A 21,079-nucleotide genomic window follows, 5' to 3' on the forward strand; every position below is an offset into this window, starting at 1 on the left:
GCGGCCGCTGCGGCCCGCCTGCCCCGGAGGCCCCACATGAACGACCTGATTCCCCTCGTCCAGGCGCACTGCGCGCCGCGCAAGGGCAGCGAATACAAGCTCAGCCAGGCGCGCCTGGCCGAACTGCTGCCGCAGGTACCCGGCTGGGAGGTGGTGGAGAACGGCATGGCGATCAGCCGCACGTTCCGCTTCCCGGACTATCACCGGACCCTGGCGTTCGTGAACGCGCTGGCCTGGATCGCCCATCGCGAGGACCACCATCCCGACCTGGGCGTGCACTACGACCGCGTGGTGGTGCGCTACTCCACCCACGACGTCGGCGGCCTGAGCGAAAACGACTTCATCTGCGCCGCCAAGGCGTCCGCCCTCACCGAGTGACTGCCATGCCTATCGTTTCCCGCGCCGCCGCCCTGCCCCTCGCCGCCCTGGGCGCCGCCCTTCTCCTGGGCGCCTGCGGCAAATCCGAACAGAACCAGACCCAGACCGTGGCCGTGCCGCCGACCGAGGTCGCGGCGGTGCAGACCCCGCCGCCGGAGTATCCGATCGAGCTGGCCTGCGCCGGGATCGGCGGCAAAGCGGTGCTGAACGTGGTGATCGGGGTGGACGGCAAGCCCAGCGACGTGCGCGTGGCGACCAGCAGCGGCCAGCCCAAGCTGGACGAGTCGGCACAGCAGCGGGTGCGCGAGTGGCTGTTCAAGCCGGCCACCCGCAACGGCAAGGCGGTGCCGTGGACGATCCAGGTACCGGTGAACTTCACCGCGCCGCAGCCGCGCCCCGACCAGTGCTTCGCGCTGGACGCGCAGCGCCGCCCGGGCTGAGCTGTCCGGCCGACGCGACGGCCCATGCGCCCGTTGTTCCGCATTCGCCGGCGCCGGCCCCACGGCAGGCGCCAGGTGCCGCGTTGACGCGGCACGCTCCCCGCCTTCACGCCGTGCCAGCCCCGCGCCAGCTCTCATCCTCGCCACCGATACGCAACTAGAGAAGCTGGCGCATGCTCGATATCCCGCTGCACAACGTCTGGATCGCCCTGGCCGTCACCCTCGCCGCAGGGCTGGCCACGGGCCTGGGCAGCGTGCTGGTGCTGTTCTCCAAGGGACCCAATCCGCGCATGCTCGCCTTCGGGCTGGCCTTCGCCGGCGGCGCGATGGTGTACGTGTCGCTGTCGGAAATCCTCAACAAGTCGATCGCTTCGTTCACCCACGCCTTCGATCCGCGGCTGGGCTACACCTACGGCACGCTGGCGTTCCTGGCCGGCGTGGCGCTGATCGTGGTGATCGACCGGCTGGTGCCCAATCCGCACGAAAGCCTCAACGCCGACGATCCGCTGTTCCGCGACAACAACCGCGCCTACATCAAGCGCGTGGGCCTGCTGACCTCGGTGGCGATCACCGCGCACAACTTCCCCGAAGGCCTGGCCACGTTCTTCGCCACGCTGGAAAGCCCGTCGGTCGGCATGCCGCTGGCCTTCGCCATCGCCGTGCACAACATCCCCGAGGGCATCGCGATCGCGGTGCCGGTGTACTACGCCACCGGACGCAAGTCCTATGCCTTCGCCGCCAGCCTGCTGTCCGGGCTGGCCGAGCCGATCGGCGCGGCATTGGGCTACCTGCTGTTGTCCCGGTTCCTGTCCGAGGCGGTGTTCGGCAGCGTGTTCGGGGTCATCGCCGGGGTGATGGTGTTCCTGGCCCTGGACGAACTGCTGCCGGCGGCCAAGCGCTACGCCAAGGGCCACGAGACCGTGTACGGGCTGATCGCAGGCATGGGCACGCTGGCGATCAGCCTGGTGTTGTTCAAGTGGTGATGGAGCCGGGACTCGGGACGGGGGACTCGGGACTCGAAAGAAGCGCGGCGGCGATCTTCCTGCGTCATGACCACCAGCAGGCCAGCCGATCAGGAGCTCCCGCTTCAGCAATTCCGAGTCCCGAGTCACGAGTCCCGGCCCCTCTCACCCCAGCCGGTTCAGCGCCTCGCTCAGTTCGTCGGCCAGCGGCGCGTTGAGCACGTACGGCGTCTGCCCGCCGTCCAGCGCGAATTCCAGCGATGCCGCGTGCAGGAACAGGCGCTTGAGTCCGATCTGCTCGCGCAGGCGCTTGTTGGTCGCCTCGTCGCCGTACTTGTCGTCGCCGGCCACCGGGTGCCCCAGGTGCTGGGCGTGCACGCGGATCTGGTGGGTGCGCCCGGTCTCGATGCGCACCTCGCAGAACGAATGCCCGCCGCGCCGCTCGAGTACCCGGAAGTGGCTCAGCGACGCCTTGCCGGCGGCGTTGACCTGCACGTGGCGCTCGCCGCCCTGGCGCAGGCCGATATGCAGCGGCGCGTCCACACTCATCACCCCGTCGGGCATGCGCCCGACCAGCAGGGTCAGGTAGCGCTTGCTGATGCCGCCGCCGTCGACGCTGTCGCCTTCGCGCATCAGCGCCTGCATTTCGGTCAGCGCCGAGCGCTTCTTGGCCACGATCAGCAGCCCGGACGTGTCCCGGTCCAGCCGGTGCACCAGTTCCAGGCTCTGGTTCGGCCGCAGTGCGCGCAGGGTCTCGATCGCGCCGTGGCTGATCCCGCTGCCGCCATGGCTGGCCACGCCGGAGGGCTTGTTCAGCACCAGCAGCCGCGCGTCCTCGTAGACGATCGCCGCCTGCAGCCGGGCCATGAACGCCTCCGGCGGCAGCGCCTTCTCGCCCTCCTCGGCCAGCCGCACCGGCGGGATGCGCACCTCGTCGCCCGCTTCCAGCTTGCGTTCGGCCTTGGTGCGGCCGCCGTTGACCCGGACCTGGCCGCTGCGCATCAGCTTGTAGACCAGGCTGCGCGGCGCACCTTTCAAGTGCCCGAGCAGGAAGTTGTCTACACGCTGGCCGGCCCGGTCTTCGGGAACCTTGAGAATGCGGACCGCGGCAGCGCCCTCGCGGGGCTTCGGGGGGATCGGGGGGGAAGTCATCAGGCAGTTTATTCTGTTACACTCGGGGCGCGAGATAAGGGTTTGATTTCGTTGAAAGTTAGCTCAGGGCCAGAAGCCCGGCTTGCGACGAATCCGGCACAGTGCGCGGCCACCGCCCCCGGGGCGGCCATGTTAGCGGCTCACCGGCCTACCCGGCCATCGCCGGACGCCACAAGCGTCCGCGCTGAACATGCCCCGTGCGGCGACCCAGCCTGGCTGGAGTCGCTACCGGCCCTGAAACACCTAAAAAGAAAGAAGCGCTCCCGCGGCTCGCCGTGGTGTCGTAGCGCTGGAAGCTCAAGCCGCCCTCCCCGCGCCTGCGCGATGGGCAGCGAACCGTGACCAGAGGCGAAACCCCATGGCGTTCCGCGCGGTAGCAGCGCGAGGAACGCAACAATGAAGCGAATGCTGATCAACGCCACGCAGGCAGAAGAACTGCGCGTGGCCATCGTGGACGGCCAGACCCTGTACGACATCGACATCGAACAGCCGTCCAAGGAACAGAAGAAGTCCAACATCTACAAAGGCCGCATCACCCGGCTCGAACCCTCGCTCGAGGCCGCCTTCGTCGAATACGGCGGCGAGCGTCACGGCTTCCTGCCGCTGAAGGAAATCTCCCGCGACTACTTCCAGGCCGGGGTCGACCACAACAAGGCAACGATCCGCGAGCTGTTGCGCGAGGGACAGGAGGTGGTGGTCCAGGTCGACAAGGAGGAACGCGGCAACAAGGGCGCCGCCCTGACCACGTTCATCTCGCTGGCCGGGCGCTACATGGTGCTGATGCCGAACTCGCCCAGCGCCGGCGGCGTCTCGCGCCGGATCGAGGGCGAGGACCGCGCCGCGCTGAAGGAAGCGCTGGACAAGCTGAACATCCCCGACGACATGGGCGTGATCATCCGCACCGCCGGCGTCGGCCGCGATGCCGAAGAGCTGCAGTGGGACCTGGACTACCTGCTGCAGGTGTGGAAGTCGATCGCCGAGGCCGCGCTGGCCAAGCCGGCGCCGTTCCTGATCTACCAGGAATCGCGCCTGATCATCCGCGCCCTGCGCGACTACCTGCGCGCCGATATCGGCGAGATCCTGGTCGATACCCCCGAGATGTACGGCGATGCCCAGGAGTTCATGCAGCAGGTGATGCCGCAGAGCCTGCGCAAGCTCAAGCACTACACCGACGACATCCCGCTGTTCAACCGTTTCCAGATCGAATCGCAGATCGAGGCGGCCTACGAGCGCAGCGTGCGCCTGCCGTCCGGCGGCTCGATCGTGGTCGACCAGACCGAGGCGCTGACCGCGGTGGACGTCAATTCCTCGCGCGCGACCAAGGGCAGCGACATCGAGGACACCGCGTTCCAGACCAACCTGGAGGCCGCCGAAGAGGTGGCGCGCCAGCTGCGCCTGCGCGATCTCGGCGGCCTGGTGGTCATCGACTTCATCGACATGGCCTCCAGCAAGCACCAGCGCGAGGTCGAGAACCGCCTGCAGAACGCGCTCAAGTACGACCGCGCGCGGGTGCAGATCGGCCGCATCTCGCGCTTCGGCCTGCTGGAGATGAGCCGCCAGCGCCTGCGTCCGTCGCTGGGCGAGTCCAGCCAGATCGTGTGCCCGCGCTGCGACGGCCATGGCCGCATGCGCAGCGTCGAGTCGCTGTCGCTGTCGATCATCCGCGTCGCCGAGGAGCACGCGATGAAGGAGAATACCGGGCAGGTGCTGGTACAGGCCCCGGTGGAGATCGCCAACTACCTGCTCAACGAGAAGCGCCGCGCGCTCACCGAGATCGAGAAGCGCCACGACGCGCCGATCGTCATCGTCGCCGACGAGCAGATGCACACGCCGCACTACGAAGTCACGCGCCTGCGTGACAACGAGCTCGGCGAGGAAAGCGCCAAGCCCAGCTACCAGCGCAACACCCCGCGCAAGCTGCCGGTGCATGCGCTGACCAAGGCGCAGCTGAACATCCCCGCCGCGCCGGCGGTGACCCACGTGAAGCATTCGCAGCCGGCACCGGTGCGCGAGATTCCGGAACCGCAGGAACCGGTGGCCGCGGCGCCCGTGGCCGCAGCGCCGGCGCCCGTCGCGCCCGCCCCGGCGGCAGGCGTGGTCGGCTGGCTCAAGCGCATCTTCGGCGGCGGCGATGCCGCGGCGCCGGCCCCGGTGCCGAACGAGCCGGCGCAGCGCCCGCGCCAGGACGGCGGACGCGGCCGCAACGATCGCGGCGAGCGCAATTCGCGCCGCGACGGCAGTCGCGCCGGCGGCCAGGGCGGCAATGCCGCCCGCGGCAACAATGGCGGCGGCAATCCGCGGCGCGAAGAACGCCGTCCCAACGGCGGCGGCGCGCAGGGCGGCAACAATGCCCAGCCCAAGCCGCAGCGCAACGAGCAGCCGCTGCAGCAGGCCAAACCGGCGCAGGCGCCGCAGCCGCCCAAGCCGCCCAAGCAGCAACAGCCGCAGAACCCGCCACGCCAGCCCAGGCCGCAGCAGGATCCGGCACAGGCGCAGACCGACAGGCCGGCGCGTGCGCCGCGTCCGGATGACGCCGGCGCCAGGCCTACGGCCATCCCGGCCACGCCCGCGGCAGATGCCACGACGATCGCCGCCGCGGCGGCCGCCGGCGGCGCGCTCGCGGCCGGTACCGACAAGCAGCCGGCCGAGCCGGCGGCGTTCGCGCCGACGCCCTCGCCCGTGGCTGCAGACCCGGCAGTGGACCTGCGCGACAGCGAAGCGGAAACCGCGCAGGCGGTGCCCGCCGGCGAGAACGGCGACAATGCCGAAGACGGCGGCGAAGGCGGCAGCCGCCGCCGCCGCGGTCGTCGCGGTGGACGCCGTCGCCGTCGCGGCAATGGCGAGGCCGGCAGCGGTGCCGAAGCCGGGTCGCTCGACGACCAGGACCTGGACGCCGGCGACAACGACGGCGAGCCGAGCAATGCGCCGAGCCGCAGCCAGCCCGAGTTCGACTTCGACGACGACGCGAGTGCGGCGGAAACGAGCGAGCCCAAGCCGCCGCGTGCCGCGCAGGAAAAGCGCGAGCCGCGTCCGGAGCGTCGCGAACGTGCGCCGGCCGCCGCCGTAGCGGCCGATGGCCCGGCGGCCGCGTCGGCACCGGTGCAAACGCAGCCGCAGACGCCGGCCACGGTGGCGGCGAGCTTGTCGGCGGTGCCGGTGGCGGCTTCGGCCGACATTTCGGCCGAGCCTGCCGCTGCCGCGCCGCCCGTCGCGCCTCCGGAGCCCGTGCAGGCGGCGGCACCTGCGGCCGAACCGCCGCAGGCATCCGCATCGTCGGCGATCGAAGCGGCGCAGGCATCGGTCCAGGCCGAAGCGCCTGCGGCCGTCGAAACGCATGCACCGGCCGCAACGCCGGCGCCTGTGGCGGCAGCGGAAGCGGTGCCGGCACCGGAAAAGGTCGCCGAATCGTTCTCTGCGTCCGCGCATCGCGAGCCCGAGTTCGCACCGGCGCCGGCTCCTGTCGCCAAGCTTGCGCAGGCGGACGATGCCTTCGCGCCCAGCGCCTCGGAACCGGAGCCGGAGCCGGCTGCAACGGCCACGGACGAAGCCAGCAAGCCGACGCCCTACATGCCGGTGCAGACGACGCTGCTGGATGCGTTGCCGGAAGAGCCGGCGGTGTCCGACGATGCGCCGGCCCCCGCGCCGGTCGCGGCGGCGCCGGCCGAACGCGCGGCGGCACCTGCCTCCGCGCCGGCACCGGCGAGCAGCGGCTTGTTCGATGCGCCATCGACTCCATCGACGGCACCGGCGATTCCGGCCGACGCGCCGGCACCGGTCGCCCAGCACGTCGTCGCTTCGGCGGACAAGCCGGGCGACAACGACGATGACGCCGACGACAAGCACAAGGAACGCGCCGGCTGATCGACGCCGTCGCAGTGCAAAAAAAAAGCGGCCTTCGGGCCGCTTTTTTTTGAGGAGCGTCTGCCTGTTTTGAGGAGTGTCTGCCTGCGACAGGACAAGTTCCGCCTGACCCGATGTCCAGCCTACAGCCCGAGCACGAATCTCTGCCCAGGCTCCCGTTCGCCAGGCGAACGCAGGCGGTGGGAGGAACGCCAGTCCCGACGGGCTCCACCGAACATCTCACGGCCAGCGCCTGCTGCGCGCTTTGCAGCGTCGAGAACCCATACGCAGAAAAAGCGGCCCGGTGGCCGCTTTTCCAATCCATCCCATCCGCTGGCGGGCGCGCGCTACAGAGGATGCGCCGGGTCCAGCAAGCCGTACTGCGTGGCAAGACGTGCCAGCGCGATGTTGTCGTGGATGCCGACCTTCTCGAACAGCCGCGCCTTGTGCGTGTTGACCGTCTTGGCGCTGAGGCTCAGGCGCTTGGCGATGTCTTCCTGGCGCAGACCGCGGGTCAACAGCAACGCCACTTCCAGCTCGCGCGGCGACAGCGCGTCGAACGGCGAACTGCCGCCCTCGAGATTGGCCAGCGCCAGGTTCTGCGCGATGTTGCTGCCGAGGTAGCGTTTGCCCATCGCCACGTCGCGCACCGCGCGCAGCAGTTCCTGCGCATCGCCGGCCTTGCCGACGTAGCCGGACGCGCCGGCCTCGAGCAACCGCTTGGGCAGCGGGCCGTCTTCCAGCACCGAAACGATGATGACCTTGGTGCCGTGGTCGCCTTTCATGATCCGCTCGGTCACTTCCAGACCGCTGACGCCGGGCATGTGCAGATCGCACAGCACGATGTCCGGCTTGAGCTGGCGGATCTGCGGCAGCGCGCTTTCGCCGCTGTCGGCCTCGCCTACGATTTCGATATCGGTCTGGTTCGACAGGATCAGCCTCATGCCGGTCCGGACGAGAGCGTGATCGTCGACCAAAAATACTCTGATGGCCATCTCGTGTTAACCCCAACGCAGCGAACGCCGCAGCGGCCAGACTAGCGGCGTGAACTGTTCAGGGCAACCCGCGGCTGTAGACAAATCGTGAAAACGCCACGGGCAGCGCGATGCATCGCATCGCACTGTCGTTCGGGATTCAACAGCACCACGCCGGACTTACTCAAGGCCCGGCCCGCAGGAGCGAGTGACCAGCCTTGCGTGTTTTCCAAGGAAAATCGAGGCGGTACCTGCGTTAGGCAGGCGCAGTGTGCCCGGTCGCGGCGGACATGGTTATCAGGGCATATCCTGATATGGGGTCAGACTTTTCTGACCCCGTGCATGGATGAAACCTTCATGTTCGAGCGCCAGGCGGCGACCGCAGTACAAGAAATTTCCTACTGCGGGCATCTGCGCGCAGACGCGCCCGCTCTGCCGGCGTCCGCTGGGGCAAAACCCGGGCGCGACGCATATACGCGAACCGGTACGGACAATGGCGGAGAGAGTGGGATTCGAACCCACGGAAGGTTTGACCCTTCGCCGGTTTTCAAGACCGGTGCCTTAAACCGCTCGGCCATCTCTCCGATGCATGTCGCGTTGCCCCCGCACGCGGCAGGGCCCGCCGCAGACGTCGCCGCGCATGGCTGGACGCGCGACCGCGGCGGCATTTTCGCACGGGCGCGGCGGATTTGCTCAGCCGGCCTCCACCGCCATCGCGCTGATCGTGGAGTGCTTGATCGCCTTGCGCTCCGGGCAGCCGCTGCAGTCCAGGCGCGAGGCCTCGATCTGGCGCGGCAGGTGTTCGGCGAGGAAGTCGATGAACACCCGTACCGCCGGCAGCAGGCCGCGGCGCGATGCGAACACCGCATGGCAGATGCCCTGCGGCAGCGACCACTGCGGCAGCACCACTTCCAGTTCGCCCTTGCGCACGGCGTCGGCGCAGACGGTCTCCGGCAGCATGGTGATGCCGAAGCCGTCCTTCACCATCGACTGCAGCAACGGGAAATCGAACCCGGCCACGCGCGGCTGCAGGTCGACGCGGCGCACCTCGCCGGCCGGGCCGTGCAGTTCCCAGCGCTGGCGCGCCTCGTCCTCGCTGGTGCTCAGGGTGACATGCGAGCTCAGTTCCTCCGGATCGCTCGGGCGACCGGCGCGGTCGAGGTACTTCGGGCTGGCCACCAGCAGTTCCTGCACCTGGCCGAAGCTGCGCATCACCAGGCTGCCGTCGTCGTCCAGTCGCGAACGCACGCGCAGCGCCACGTCGTAGCCTTCGTTGATGATGTCCACGCGACGGTTGCTGATGTTCAGCTGCAAGCGCACCTTCGGATACTGGTCCAGGAAGATCGGCAGCAGCTTGGGCAGCTGCATCTGCGCCAGCGATACCGGCACGCTGACGCGCACCAGTCCGCGCGGTTCGGCGCTGAGCCTGTCCACCACCTCGCGCGCGGCCTGCGCCTCGGCGAGCATGGTCTGCGCGTGGCGGTGCACGCTCGTGCCGACGTCGGTGACTGCGAAACGCCGCGTCGAGCGCTGCAGCAGGCGCACGCCCAGGTCGGTCTCCAGCTGGCTGATGCGGCGGCTCAGTCGCGACTTGGGAATGCCAAGCGCGCGTTCGGCGGCGGCGAAACCACCGTGGTCGACCACCATCGCGAAGTAGTACAGGTCGTTGAGGTCGTGCATGTCAGGTTCCGAATTTAGAACGATACGTGGTATTTAATCATCTTTATCCCACCATCGCAACGATCTACCTTGTCTCCCAACGCGGCGCCCGCCGCCACTCTAGGAAACAAGGTACTGCCATGAAACTACTGCACCTGGATTCCAGCGCGCTCGGCCAATCCTCGGTCACCCGCGAACTGTCCGCCGCCATCGTCGCCCGTTGGCAGGCGAACGTGCCCGGCCTGCAGGTCGACTACCGCGACCTGGACCGCGATCCCCTGCCCCATCTGACCGCGGCGTCGCTGGCCGGCAGCGACGCCGCGCAGGCCGAAGCGGCCGAACGCGTATTGCAGCAGTTCCTCGATGCCGACGTCTTGGTGATCGGTGCGCCGATGTACAACTTCGGCATTCCGTCCACGCTGAAGGCGTGGATCGACCGGGTCGCAGTCGCCGGACGCACCTTCCGCTACACCGAAAAAGGCCCGCAGGGGCTGGCCGGCGGCAAGCGCGTGATCGTGGCCAGCGGCCGCGGCGGCATCCACAGCGGCGCGCCCACCGATTTCCAGGAGCCCTATCTGCGCCAGGTGTTCGGCTTCCTCGGCATCGCCGACGTGGAATTCGTCCGCGCCGAAGGCGTGGCGTATTCGCCGCAGCATCGGGTCGAGGCGATCGCCGCCGCTCTCGCCTCGATTCCCGGGCCGCAGGCGATGCCGGTCGCGGCGTAGGCGCAGGGCCGGCTCCCGGCGGACGAGGCCGCTGTGCGAGCGTTCGCCGAGTTGCAGGGCACGCCGTTCGCCTGCGCATTCGGATCGCCCGCACTGTGGCACTGGGGCGAAGCTGCGGCACTCCACCATGCGGTCGAACCAGGCTCCATGGCAGCGCTCGCGTCCATCGCAGCGTCGACCAGCCGGGCGAGGCCGGGTGCCGCGAGCCGTATCCGCAGAACCTGTCGCGATCGAAGCCGCTCCATGCGCTTTCGTCGCAGCAATGCGATCTGGCGGATCTCGGCGCCGAGCCGGCCCCCGATGCACTTCCTCCGCACCGCCACGCAGCCCGGCGGCGCGGATGCGATGCCGCTTGCTTGTAGCCCCATACCGCCGCGCTGGTTCCCGCCGCCGCGATGCGGCGGGAGCGAGCGGACGGCGATCAGGCGATACGGTCGACGCCGCCCATGTACGGGCGCAGCGCCTCGGGCACGCCGATCGAACCGTCGGCGTTCTGGTAGTTCTCCATCACCGCGATCATCGCCCGACCCACGGCGGTGCCGGAGCCATTGAGCGTATGCAGCAGCTCCGGCTTGCCGGTGGCCGGATTGCGCCACCGCGCCTGCATCCGCCGCGCCTGGAAATCGCCGCAGTTAGAGCACGAGGAGATCTCGCGGTAGGCCTGCTGCGACGGCAGCCACACCTCCAGATCGTAGGTCTTGGTCGCGGAGAAGCCCATGTCGCCGGTGCACAGCAGCACCTTGCGGTACGGCAGCCCGAGCTTTTTCAGCACGGCCTCGGCGCAGCGGGTCATGCGCTCGTGCTCGGCGGCGCTGTCCTCGGGGCGGCACACGCTGACCAGTTCGACCTTCTCGAACTGGTGCTGGCGGATCATGCCGCGGGTGTCGCGGCCGTGGCTGCCGGCTTCGGCGCGGAAGCACAACGAGTGCGCGGTCATGCGCAGCGGCAGGCGCTCGGCGTCGAGGATCTCGTCGCGGACGATGTTGCTCAACGGCACTTCCGCGGTGGGGATCAGGTAGCGCGGCGCATCGCCGATCGCGGTGCGGAACAGGTCGTCCTCGAACTTGGGCAACTGCCCGGTCCCGCGCAGCGCGTCGGCATTGACCAGCAACGGCACGTTGGTCTCCTCGTAGCCGTGCGCGTCGACATGCAGGTCGAGCATGAACTGGGCCAGCGCGCGGTGCAGCTTGGCCACGGCGCCGCGCAGCACGGTGAAGCGCGCGCCGGACAGCTTGGCCGCGGTGTCGCCATCGAGCCAGCCATGGCGCGCGCCGAGCTCGACGTGGTCCTTGACCTCGAAGTCGAACGCACGCGGCGTGCCCCAGCGATGCACCTCGGCGTTGTCGGCTTCGTCCTTGCCGGGCGGCACGTCGTCCTGCGGCAGGTTCGGGATCTCCAGCGCGATCGTTTCCAGCTGCGCGCGGATCTCGTCCAGGCGCTGCTCCGATGCCTTCAGCTCGTCGCCGAATCCGGCCACCTCGGCCATCAGCGCGCTCGCGTCCTCGCCCTTGGCCTTGGCCTGGCCGATGGCCTTGGAGCGGCTGTTGCGCAGGCTCTGCAGTTCCTGGGTACGCACCTGGATGCGCTTGCGGTCGGCCTCCAGGGCCTCCAGGGCGGTGACGTCCAGGGCATAGCCGCGGCTGCTGCGCAGGCGTTCGGCGAGGTCGGCGGGCTGTTGGCGGAGCAGGACGGGATCGAGCATGGGCGTGGCACGTGGACGGATCGGAGCGGCGCATTATCGCCTGTCGGCCGCGATTGTGCCGCGCCCTGGCCGGCGCGGCGCGCCGATTCACCGACGCTATGCCAGAATCGTGCGCTCATCCGAAGGTGAGCTCCATGTCCACGTCGCGTCCGTCCTCGAACACCGGCATCGTGCTGCGCCTGCCGCGCCGCCTTCTCGTGATCATCGGCATCGCGTTCTGCGCCGGTCTGCTGCTGTTCCTCGCGGTGTGGCTGGCCGGGCGCAAGAACAACGATTTCTACAAGCCGCAGCCGGCGCAGGTGCAGCAGGACGCGGCCGCGGACATCAAGCCGCTGCCCGAGCCGCTGCCTGCCGGTACCGGCGCCAGCGACATGCCGCAGGCCAAACCGGCCGCGCCCGACGACGAAGTGCCGCAGCTGGTCGAGACCGCACCGCCGCCGCCCCCGGCCGCCGCTCCTGCGGCGCCCGGCGATGCGGCCCCCGGCAACCAGCAGGCGATGGCGCCGGGCAACCGCCCGCTGCCGATGGAGGGACAGATGCCGCCGCCGCGATATCCGCCGGCGGCGCTGCGCCGTGGCGACAGCGGCACGGTCGTGGTCCGCGTCGAGGTGGACGCCAGCGGCGCGCCTGCCGGGGTGGCATTGCTCAAGCGCAGCGGATCGCGCGACCTGGATCGCGCGGCGATGGAGGCGGTGCGCCGCTGGCGGTTCCGGCCGGCGCAGCGCAACGGCCAGGCGGTGCCCGGCAGCATCGAGATTCCGTTCGATTTCAAGCCGGGTCAGTAGCTGAACGAAACCACCGCCGCGGCGCCCCCGTTCACGGCCGGCTGACACACCCGGAACATTTCCCGCGCAAGACTGGCCGCGTCACAAGACGCAGGACCAAGGCCATGTCGACACGACACGATACGCAGGACATGCATTCGCGCGATGTCTCCACGCCCACCCATGCCCACCGCGGCTCGCCCTGGGCCTGGGTGATTCTGCTGGCCATCGTGCTGGCCGCCAGCGGCTGGTGGCTGGCGCGCGAACGCCCGTCGGCAACGCCGCCGCTGCCGGCGACACCGTCCGCACCGCAACAGGCCACGCCGGCCGAGAACCCGCCGCGCGCCGAGCCGGCCCGCACCAGTTCCAGGCAGCCGCAGCGCAAGCCTGCCGTCGCGGCCAATCGCGACCCGCGCCCGCTGGCCGGCAACGCCGAACTGCGTTACCCGCCGGCCGCGCTGCGCGCCGGCATCGAAGGCAGCCTGGTGGCGCAGCTGGATATCGATGCGCGGGGCAATGTGGTCGATGCGAGCATCATCGAGCATCGCGGCCAACGCAACCGCGACCTGGACCGCGCCGTGCTCGGCACGGTCCGCGAATGGCGCTTCGAGCCGGCGCTGAAGGATGGCCGCGCGGTGCCCAGCAGCGTGCGCCTGCCGGTCGAATTCAAGCCGGCGTCGTAAGCCCGAAGCCGGCGCGGCGCGCCAGCGCGTCGAACCCGGGGAACGACGTCGCCACATTGGCGACGTCGTTGATCCGGACCTGCCCGTCGGCCAGTTGCCCGGCGATCGCGAACGCCATCGCGATACGGTGATCGCCATGGCTGTCGATGACGCCGCCGCTCAGCCCGCCGCCGCCGTGGATGGTGGCGCCGTCGGCGGTCTCATCCACGGTCACGCCCAAGCTACGCAGTCCGGTGGCCATCGCCGCCAGCCGATCCGATTCCTTGACTCGCAATTCGGCCACACCGCTGACCACCGTGCGCCCGGACGCGGCAGCAGCGGCAACGAACAGCGCCGGAAACTCGTCGATCATGTCCGGCACCACCGATTCTGGAATCTGTGCGCCACGCAGCGGCGCGTAGCGCACGCGCAGATCGGCCACCGGCTCGCCGCCGCGGGTGCGCGGGTTTTCCTCGGCGATGTCCGCGCCCATCAGGCGCAGCGCGGCCAGCAGACCGGTGCGCCGCGGATTCAGGCCCACTTCGCGCAACAGCAGCTGCGAACCGGGAATCACGCTGGCGGCGACGATGAAGAACGCGGCCGAGGAAAAGTCCGCCGGCACCTGGATATCGGTCGCACGCAGCCGCTGCCCGCCGCGCAATGCGGCGAACCCCGGCGAGAACCCGATGTCCACGCCGAACGCGGCGAGCATGCGTTCGGTGTAGTCGCGGGTAGGGTGCGGCTCGTGCACGCGGGTTTCGCCTTCGGCATACAGGCCGGCCAGCAGCACCGCCGACTTGACCTGCGCGCTGGCCACCGGCGAGGCGAAATCGATCCCGCGCAGCGGCTGTGCGCCGTGGATGCGCAACGGCGGCACGCCGTTGGCTTCGGTGTCGATGCGCGCGCCCATCCTGGCAAGCGGTTCGGTGACCCGGCGCATCGGCCGCTTGGACAGCGACTCGTCGCCGACCAGGACGCTGTCGAACGGCTGCGCCGCAAGCAGGCCTGCGAGCAGGCGCATGCCGGTGCCGGCGTTGCCGCAATCCAGCGGCCCCTGCGGCGCCTGCAGGCCATCGACGCCGACGCCGTGCACGATCCGCTGCGACGGCGACGGCGTTTCGATCCTGACGCCGAGCCTGGCGAAGATCGCCGCGGTCGAACGCGTGTCTTCGCCCTCCAGGAACCCGTCGATGCGCGACACGCCATCGGCCAGCGCCGCGAACATCACCGCCCGGTGCGACACCGACTTGTCGCCCGGCACCTCCAACGTCCCCTGCAATGCAGAGCCCTTCGTCGCGATCCAGTACTGCTCGTTGCTCATCACCGTTCCTGAAATGTCCGTCGCCGCCCGCAAGCGGGCTCCGCTGTTGCTCTTGCTCTTGCTCTTGCTCTTGCTCTTGCTCTTGCTCTTGCTCTTGCTCTTGCTCTTGCTGTTGCTATTGCTGTTGCTCTTGCTCTTGCTCTTGCTGTTGCTGTTGCTATTGCTGTTGCTATTGCTGTTGCTCTTGCTCTTGCTCTTGCTCTTGCTCTTGCTGTTGCTATTGCTGTTGCTCTTGCTCTTGCTCTTGCTATTGCCGTTGATCTTGCTGTTGCTGTTGCATGTGCTCTTCAGGAGTCCCCATTGAGGGGCGGCGAGCGGCCTGGGAAAAACCCCGTAGGGGCGACGCGCAGGATGCGCGTCGTTTTTCGTTGGCACAGGGATGTGCCATCGAAAAATCCCAGGTTGCTAGCGGACCCCGCGCGCAGCGCGGGGCGACCCGACTGGGGAAGGCCTTTCTTTTGCTTACTTTTCTTTGGCCGTTCAAAGAAGCGCTCCTCAGCGGCCGCAGGCCGATCAAAGTAAGTCGCGCAACGCGCGAAAGCCTTTGCCTTTGCATCTGCTGTCGCTAGTGCATCTGCTATTGCTTTTGCATCAGCCGTCGCAGTTACACCAGCAAGTTCAAGGCACCGCCACCGGATAAGACCCCAACACCTTGATCTGCGCAGAATGCGCCTTCAACTCCGCCAACGCCTGCTTCATCGCCTCGTCCTCCACATGGCCGGCCAGATCGATGAAGAACCCATATTCCCACTTGGCCTGGTGCGACGGCCGCGACTCGATCCGGTTCATGCTGATCCCATGCCGCGCGAACGGGCTGAGCACGTCGAACAGCGCCCCCGGCTTGTCGTGGATGAACACCAGCACCGACGTGCGGTCGTGCCCGGACGGCGGGAAGATCTGCCGGCCGATCACCAGGAAGCGCGTGGTGTTGTCGTCGTCGTCCTCGATCGACTTCATGATGACCTTCTTCAGGCCATAGACATGCGCCGCGCTCTCGCCGCCGATCGCCGCCGCATCCTCGGCGTTGCGCGCACGCCGCGCGCCCTCGGCGTTGCTCGACACCGGGATCTTCTCGACCTTGGGCAGATGCGCGCGCAGCCAGCCGGCGGTCTGCGCGAACGATTGCGGATGCGCGTAGATGCGCTCGATCGCATCGAGCCGGCCGCTGCGCGACAGCAGGTACTGGTGCACGCGCAGCTCGGTCTCGCCGCAGATCTTCAGGTTCGAGGTCAGGAACATGTCCAGCGTCACCTGGATCGTGCCCTGCCCCGAGTTCTCCACCGGGACCACGCCGAAATCGGCGCTGCCGCTCTCCACTTCCTGGAACACTTCCTCGATGCTGGCCATCGGCAGGCCCACCGCCGAACGGCCGAAGTGCTTGAGCACCGCCTGCTGGCTGAAGGTGCCTTCCGGGCCGAGATAGCCGATCTTCAACGGCTCCTGCTGCGCCAGGCACGCGGACATGATCTCGCGGAACACATGCACCAGCACCTCGTCGCTGAGCGGGCCCTGGTTGCGGTCCACCACCATGCGCAACACCTGCGCCTCGCGTTCGGGACGGTAGTAGTCCACCGCCGCGGCGAGCTTGCCCTTGGCCTTGCCGACCTGGTGCGCGAACTGCGCGCGCTCGGCGATCAGCGCCTGGATGGTGCGGTCGATCTCGTCGATCTTGGCGCGCACGTCGGCCAGCGCCGGCGCGGCGGCCGCGGGCTTGGCGACGCCGGTCGATGTCGCCTTGGCCGGCTTGGCGTCTGCGGTTCGGGGTTTCTTCGGCTTTGCGGCCATGGATCGTGGTTCCTCGATGTTCCTGAGCGCCTGCGAGGCGATCTGGTCGCGGCTGATGGCCCGAGGCCACCTTGAGCCGCTCCTACTGGGGACGGCTCAGCCGTTGCGTTGCTGGAAGTCGCGCATGAACTCGACCAGCGCCTGCGCGCCGGCCACCGGCATCGCGTTGTACAGCGAGGCGCGGATGCCGCCGACCGCCTTGTGCCCCTTCAGCGCCAGCAGCCCGGCCGCCTTGGATTCGGCGACGAAACGCGCGGTCAGCGTCTCGTCCGGCAGGAAGAAGGGGATGTTCATCCGCGAGCGCGCGGCCGCCGCGACCTCGTTGCGGTAGAAGCCGCCGGAGCCGTCGATCGCCGCGTACACCGCCGTGGACTTGGCCAGGTTGCGCCGCGCGAACTCCTCCACCCCGCCCTCGGCCAGCATCCACTTGAACACCAGGCCGGCCAGGTACCAGTTCCAGGTCGGCGGCGTATTGAGCATCGAGTCGCGCGCGGCGTGCGAGCGGTAGTCGAAGATGTCCGCGCGCGGCTGGCCGCTGCGCTGCAGCAGGTCCTTGCGGATGATCACCACCGCCACGCCGACCGGGCCCAGGTTCTTCTGCGCGCCGGCGTAGATCACCGCGTACCTGGACACGTCGATCGGCTCGGCGGCGATGCTGGAACTGAAATCGGCGAACAGCGGCAGCTCGCCCACGTCCGGCGCGTGGCGGAACTCCACGCCGTGGATGGTCTCGTTGGCGGTGATGTGCACGTAGGCAGCATCGGCGCTGAGCTGCCAGTCCTCGCGCGGCGGGAGGTCGCGGAAGCCGCCGGCCTCGCTGCTGGCGGCCACGTGCACGTTGGCGTACGGGGTGACCTGCTTGATCGCGGTCTTGCCCCAGTGCCCGGTCACCACGTAGTCCACGGTCTGTCCCGGCGCGGCGAAGTTCAGCGCCAGCAAGGCCTGCTGGGTGGTGGCGCCGCCGGACAGGAACAGCACCGCGTAGTCGTCGGAGATGCCGATCAATCGGCGCAGGTCGGCCTCGGCCTCGGCCGCCACCGCCATGAACTCGGCGCCGCGGTGGCTCAGTTCCACGATAGAGGCGCCGACGCCGTTCCACTCCAACATCTCCGCCTGCGCCTGGCGCAGGACCGATTCCGGCAACGCCGCGGGGCCGGCACTGAAATTGAACGCGCGTGTCATGGGGCACCTGTGGGACAAGACGCCTAGTATGCCGCAGCGCACCAGCGTTGCGGCCCGGGATTTAGGTTGCATTTGCATCCATTGGCCGCCGGGCGCGTAGTCTGTGTGCAACTCGCCGGCCGCTGCCGGCCGCCCCAGCCGGAGTCAGCCATGTCACTGCGCGATGTGCTCAATATCCCAAGCCGCGAGGTCACTGACGAGGCGGTCTACCGCGATCGCCGGCGCCTGCTGCAGGCCCTGGCGCTGGCGCCGGCGGTCGGCCTGTCCGGCTGCGCCGAGGCCGAGCCGCCGGCACCGCCGAAGACCGTGGTGAGCGCGCAGCAGGCGCGCAGCGGCTTTCGCACCAGCGAACCGCAGACCCGCTACGAGGACGTCACCAGCTACAACAACTTCTACGAGTTCGGCACCGACAAGACCGACCCGTCGAAGGCCGCCAAGACCCTGCGCACCGCGCCGTGGTCGGTGAAGGTGTCCGGCGAATGCGACAAGCCCGGCACGCTGGCGCTGGACGACCTGCTCAAGGGCCTGGTCCCGGAAGAACGCATCTACCGGCTGCGCTGCGTGGAAGGCTGGTCGATGGTGATCCCGTGGCTGGGCGTGCCGCTGGGCGAGGTGCTCAAGCGCTTCGGGCCGACCTCCAAGGCCAAGTACGTGGCCTTCACCACGCTGGCCGATCCGCAGCAGATGCCGGGCATCCGCTACCGCTCGATCGACTGGCCGTACAAGGAAGGCCTGCGCATCGACGAAGCGATGAACCCGCTGACCCTGCTGGCCACCGGCCTGTACGGCAAGCCGCTGCCGCAGCAGAACGGCGCGCCGCTGCGGTTGCTGGTGCCGTGGAAGTACGGCTTCAAGAGCATCAAGTCGATCGTGGAGATCCGGTTCGTCGAACGCATGCCCGAGACCGCCTGGCACGAGCTGCAACCGTCGGAGTACGGCTTCTTCTCCAACGTCAATCCGGCCGTAGACCACCCGCGCTGGAGCCAGAAGACCGAGCGCCGCATCGCCGGCACCGCGAGCAAGCTGTTCGCCGAGCGCATCCCCACCCGCGCGTTCAACGGTTATGCCGAGCAGGTGGCGTCGATGTATGCGGGGATGGATCTGAAGAAATGGTACTGAAGGTGCGGGACCGGGGACCGGGGACCGGGGACTCGGGAAAAGCCGGCAGTTCCGGCGCTTGCCGTCTGCGACGCTTGCCGTGGGCGTTTGCCGCATGTCCATGAAGCGTGGTTCCTTCGGCCTGGTCGCGGCCAAGGGGGTGGTCCATGTCCTGGCCTTGCTGCCACTGGCGTTCCTGGGCTGGCAGTTCTGGCAGGTATGGCAGACCGGCAGCGACGCGCTCGGCGCCGACCCGGTGGCCGAGATCGAGCATCGCACCGGGCTGTGGGCGTTGCGCCTGCTGCTGCTCACCCTGGCCATCACCCCGCTGCGCCAGCTCAGCGGACAGCCGGTGCTGCTGCGCTTCCGACGCATGCTCGGGCTGTATGCGTTCTTCTACGCCAGCGTGCACTTGGCCGCGTATCTGGGCCTGGACCTGCGCGGCTACTGGACGCAGATCTTCGAGGAGATCGTCAAGCGCCCCTACATCACCGTCGGTTTCAGCGCCTGGTTGCTGCTGGTGCCGCTGGCGATCACCTCCACCCAGGGCTGGATGCGCCGGCTCAAGCGCAACTGGGGCAAGCTGCACAAGGCGATCTACGCGATCGGCGTGCTGGCGGTGCTGCACTTCTGGTGGCTGGTGAAATCGGACGTGCGCGAGCCGTTGCTGTACGCGACGATCCTGGCGCTGCTGCTCGGCTGGCGCGCGTGGCGCGCGTTCAGCGCGCGCCGAACCACAGCAGCCCGCTGAGCGCGGCCGCCAGCAGCAACGCGCTGAGCAACAGCCACGGCCAGCGCCGCGCGGTAGAGGCGCGTTTCGCCGGCGGCGGCGCGGTGCTGGCCGAGTCGGTCGCCGGATCGGGCTTCAGGGCCTCGCCGGTGGCGGCCTGCGGCACTTCGAGCACGAACCGGTGCTGCGCGTCGAACACCAGCTGGTCGCCCGCCTGCAGCCAGCAGTCGTGCACGACGTTGCCGTTGACCTGGGTCTGGGCGTCGCCGAGCCCGCGCAGCAGCACGCGTTCGCCGTGCCGTTCCAGGCGTGCGTGGCGTTCGGCGAAGGTGGGATCGTCGATGCAGATGTCGGCCTCACGCAGCCGCCCGACGATGCGCGGGCGGTCCACGGTATAGCTGCGCCCATGATGCTGGCCGCCCACCCCGCGCAGCACCAGCCGCGGGTCCTCGTGCTCGGCCTCGCCCTGCTGCGCGTCCGGCACCCGCTGCAGCGGCGCGCAGGCGCCCTGCACCACCAGTTCCACGCCGTCGGCATAGATCGCATCGCCGGCGCGCAGCAGCGCCATGCGCCGCACCGGGCGCCCGTTGACGTGGATGCCGCGCACGCCGTTGGCCACCTGCAGCCACAGCCCGCGCCGGTCCAGGCAGAACTGCGCCAGCAGCAGCGCGCCCTGGGTGTCGTCGACCACGCGCACGTGACCCGAGGCCTGGCGCACGATGCGGTGCACGCCCGCGCGCAGGGGCCGGTCGGGTTGCTGGCGATTGCTGAAATGGACTTGCAGGTCGGGCACGCGGCGCAGCCTAGCAGGTTGCCTGCGCTTCCAGAAGCGACCGTTGCCGCGCGCTGCACTTGGACTCCACCTCGCGCATACGCACAATGCGCGATCTTTTCCGCAGGGCCACGCCCGCACCAGGAGCCAGCATGTCCAGCATCGACATCCGCCACGACCATGGCAAGACCCCCGCGCAGGCGCGCAAGGCGATCGAGGACGCCGCCAAGAAGCTGTCCGAGCGCTTCGACCTGGACTCGCGCTGGGACGGCGACGCGCTGCTGTTCTCGCGCTCCGGCGTGGACGGCCGGATCGAACTGCTGCCCAAGCAGGTGCATGTCACCGCCGAGCTGGGCTTCCTGCTGTCGGCGCTGAAGGGCACGGTGGAAAGCGAGATCCGCCGGGTGCTGGCCGACAAGCTGGGCTGAGCGACGAAAGCCCCTCTCCCCTCGGGAGAGGGGTTGGGGTGAGGGTACGGAAGCGAAGCCCTCGTGGGCCGGGCGCACGAGGCTTCGCTCCGCACCCTCATCCGGCCCTTCGGGCCACCTTCTCCCGATGGGAGAAGGGATAGGATGTCGGCGCCGGCGGCGCGGCCGGGGCACGGCGTAAAGTCCGCCAAGTGCTGGCCGCCAAACAGGGCTGAGCAGCGAAAGCCCCTCTCCCACCGGGAGAGGGGTTGGGGTGAGGGTACGGAGCGAAGCCCCTCGTGGATCAGGCGCACGAGGCTGCGCCCCGTACCCTCATCCGGCCCTTCGGGCCACCTTCTCCCGATGGGAGAAGGGTGTCGGCTTCGGTGCGTGGCCGGGGCACGGTGCAAAAGTAGGCCGAGTGCTGGCCGCCAAGCAGGGCCGGGCAACGAAAGCCCCTCTCCCACCGGGAGAGGGGTTGGGGTGAGGGTACGGAGCGAAGCCCCTCGTGGATCAGGCGCACGAG

At 69.1% G+C, this 21,079-nt stretch carries 18 protein-coding genes and 1 tRNA gene; 10 read left to right on the forward strand and 9 right to left on the reverse strand.

All coding sequences use genetic code 11. The annotated features are described in order from the left end of the window. Positions 1-36 precede the first annotated feature (36 nt). From JR065_RS14860 to zupT, 3 genes are all read left to right on the forward strand, one after another. Positions 37-378 carry a 4a-hydroxytetrahydrobiopterin dehydratase gene (locus JR065_RS14860; protein ID WP_206235052.1) on the forward strand — a complete coding sequence of 114 codons (342 nt, stop codon included), beginning with the start codon at positions 37-39 and terminating at the stop codon, positions 376-378. 5 nt (positions 379-383) lie between these two features. Next, on the forward strand, positions 384-818 hold the full coding sequence (locus tag JR065_RS14865; protein ID WP_206235053.1) for an energy transducer TonB: 435 nt from the start codon (positions 384-386) through the stop codon (positions 816-818). A 173-nt stretch (positions 819-991) separates the two neighbouring features. Beyond that, a complete protein-coding gene (zupT, locus tag JR065_RS14870) occupies positions 992-1,801 on the forward strand; it encodes a zinc transporter ZupT (RefSeq protein ID WP_206235055.1) in 810 nt (269 codons plus the stop codon). A 144-nt stretch (positions 1,802-1,945) separates the two neighbouring features. Here zupT and JR065_RS14875 read toward each other — a convergent pair whose 3' ends face one another. After that, positions 1,946-2,932 (reverse strand): RluA family pseudouridine synthase, encoded by a 987-nt coding sequence (locus JR065_RS14875; protein WP_206235056.1) that lies wholly within the window; start codon positions 2,930-2,932, stop codon positions 1,946-1,948. A 405-nt stretch (positions 2,933-3,337) separates the two neighbouring features. Here JR065_RS14875 and JR065_RS14880 point away from each other — a divergent pair, with 405 nt between their 5' ends. Then, entirely contained in the window at positions 3,338-6,793 is a 3,456-nt protein-coding gene (locus JR065_RS14880; protein ID WP_206235082.1) for an Rne/Rng family ribonuclease, read from the forward strand. A 326-nt stretch (positions 6,794-7,119) separates the two neighbouring features. Here the strand turns inward: JR065_RS14880 and JR065_RS14885 are convergent, their stop codons facing one another. From JR065_RS14885 to JR065_RS14895, 3 genes are all read right to left on the reverse strand, one after another. Beyond that, a complete protein-coding gene (locus JR065_RS14885; protein WP_206235057.1) occupies positions 7,120-7,767 on the reverse strand; it encodes a response regulator in 648 nt (215 codons plus the stop codon). A gap of 473 nt (positions 7,768-8,240) precedes the next feature. Further along, positions 8,241-8,330, reverse strand: a tRNA-Ser gene (locus JR065_RS14890). Between the two features lie 109 nt (positions 8,331-8,439). Further along, positions 8,440-9,426 carry a LysR family transcriptional regulator gene (locus JR065_RS14895; protein WP_206235058.1) on the reverse strand — a complete coding sequence of 329 codons (987 nt, stop codon included), beginning with the start codon at positions 9,424-9,426 and terminating at the stop codon, positions 8,440-8,442. 119 nt (positions 9,427-9,545) lie between these two features. Here JR065_RS14895 and JR065_RS14900 point away from each other — a divergent pair, with 119 nt between their 5' ends. Continuing rightward, complete coding sequence (locus JR065_RS14900; RefSeq protein ID WP_206235059.1) at positions 9,546-10,130, forward strand: FMN-dependent NADH-azoreductase; 585 nt, start codon at positions 9,546-9,548, stop codon at positions 10,128-10,130. Positions 10,131-10,551: 421 nt separating this feature from the next. Here JR065_RS14900 and serS read toward each other — a convergent pair whose 3' ends face one another. Further along, on the reverse strand, positions 10,552-11,832 hold the full coding sequence (gene serS, locus JR065_RS14905; RefSeq protein ID WP_206235061.1) for a serine--tRNA ligase: 1,281 nt from the start codon (positions 11,830-11,832) through the stop codon (positions 10,552-10,554). A gap of 134 nt (positions 11,833-11,966) precedes the next feature. Here serS and JR065_RS14910 point away from each other — a divergent pair, with 134 nt between their 5' ends. Together JR065_RS14910 and JR065_RS14915 are read left to right on the forward strand one after the other, a co-directional pair. Continuing rightward, positions 11,967-12,617 (forward strand): energy transducer TonB, encoded by a 651-nt coding sequence (locus JR065_RS14910; protein ID WP_206235062.1) that lies wholly within the window; start codon positions 11,967-11,969, stop codon positions 12,615-12,617. Positions 12,618-12,721: 104 nt separating this feature from the next. Then, complete coding sequence (locus JR065_RS14915) at positions 12,722-13,279, forward strand: energy transducer TonB (protein WP_241093643.1); 558 nt, start codon at positions 12,722-12,724, stop codon at positions 13,277-13,279. Here the strand turns inward: JR065_RS14915 and aroA are convergent. From aroA to serC, 3 genes are all read right to left on the reverse strand, one after another. Continuing rightward, positions 13,263-14,579, reverse strand: coding sequence for a 3-phosphoshikimate 1-carboxyvinyltransferase (aroA, locus tag JR065_RS14920; protein WP_206235084.1), 1,317 nt, complete (start codon positions 14,577-14,579; stop codon positions 13,263-13,265). The genes JR065_RS14915 and aroA overlap by 17 nt on opposite strands. A gap of 618 nt (positions 14,580-15,197) precedes the next feature. Next, the gene (pheA, locus tag JR065_RS14925; protein WP_206235063.1) at positions 15,198-16,364 is read right to left on the reverse strand and encodes a prephenate dehydratase; all 1,167 of its coding nucleotides are present in this window, start codon (positions 16,362-16,364) and stop codon (positions 15,198-15,200) included. 96 nt (positions 16,365-16,460) lie between these two features. Then, positions 16,461-17,546, reverse strand: coding sequence for a 3-phosphoserine/phosphohydroxythreonine transaminase (serC, locus tag JR065_RS14930; protein WP_206235064.1), 1,086 nt, complete (start codon positions 17,544-17,546; stop codon positions 16,461-16,463). A 150-nt stretch (positions 17,547-17,696) separates the two neighbouring features. Between serC and msrP the strand changes: the two genes are divergently transcribed. Together msrP and msrQ are read left to right on the forward strand one after the other, a co-directional pair. Further along, positions 17,697-18,665, forward strand: a complete 969-nt coding sequence (gene msrP / locus JR065_RS14935) for a protein-methionine-sulfoxide reductase catalytic subunit MsrP (protein ID WP_206235065.1) — start codon at positions 17,697-17,699, stop codon at positions 18,663-18,665. Positions 18,666-18,765: 100 nt separating this feature from the next. Further along, positions 18,766-19,395: a protein-methionine-sulfoxide reductase heme-binding subunit MsrQ gene (msrQ, locus tag JR065_RS14940; protein WP_206235066.1), complete on the forward strand. Its 630-nt coding sequence runs from the start codon at positions 18,766-18,768 to the stop codon at positions 19,393-19,395. On the opposite strand, the gene JR065_RS14945 is transcribed toward msrQ, so the two are convergent. Beyond that, positions 19,364-20,167: an FHA domain-containing protein gene (locus JR065_RS14945; RefSeq protein WP_206235067.1), complete on the reverse strand. Its 804-nt coding sequence runs from the start codon at positions 20,165-20,167 to the stop codon at positions 19,364-19,366. The two genes, msrQ and JR065_RS14945, sit on opposite strands and share 32 nt — an antisense overlap. Positions 20,168-20,298: 131 nt before the next feature. Here JR065_RS14945 and JR065_RS14950 point away from each other — a divergent pair, with 131 nt between their 5' ends. Continuing rightward, positions 20,299-20,574, forward strand: coding sequence for a polyhydroxyalkanoic acid system family protein (locus JR065_RS14950; protein WP_206235068.1), 276 nt, complete (start codon positions 20,299-20,301; stop codon positions 20,572-20,574). Positions 20,575-21,079 lie beyond the last annotated feature (505 nt).

Source organism: Xanthomonas sp., from assembly GCF_017163755.1.
Lineage (GTDB): Bacteria > Pseudomonadota > Gammaproteobacteria > Xanthomonadales > Xanthomonadaceae > Xanthomonas_A.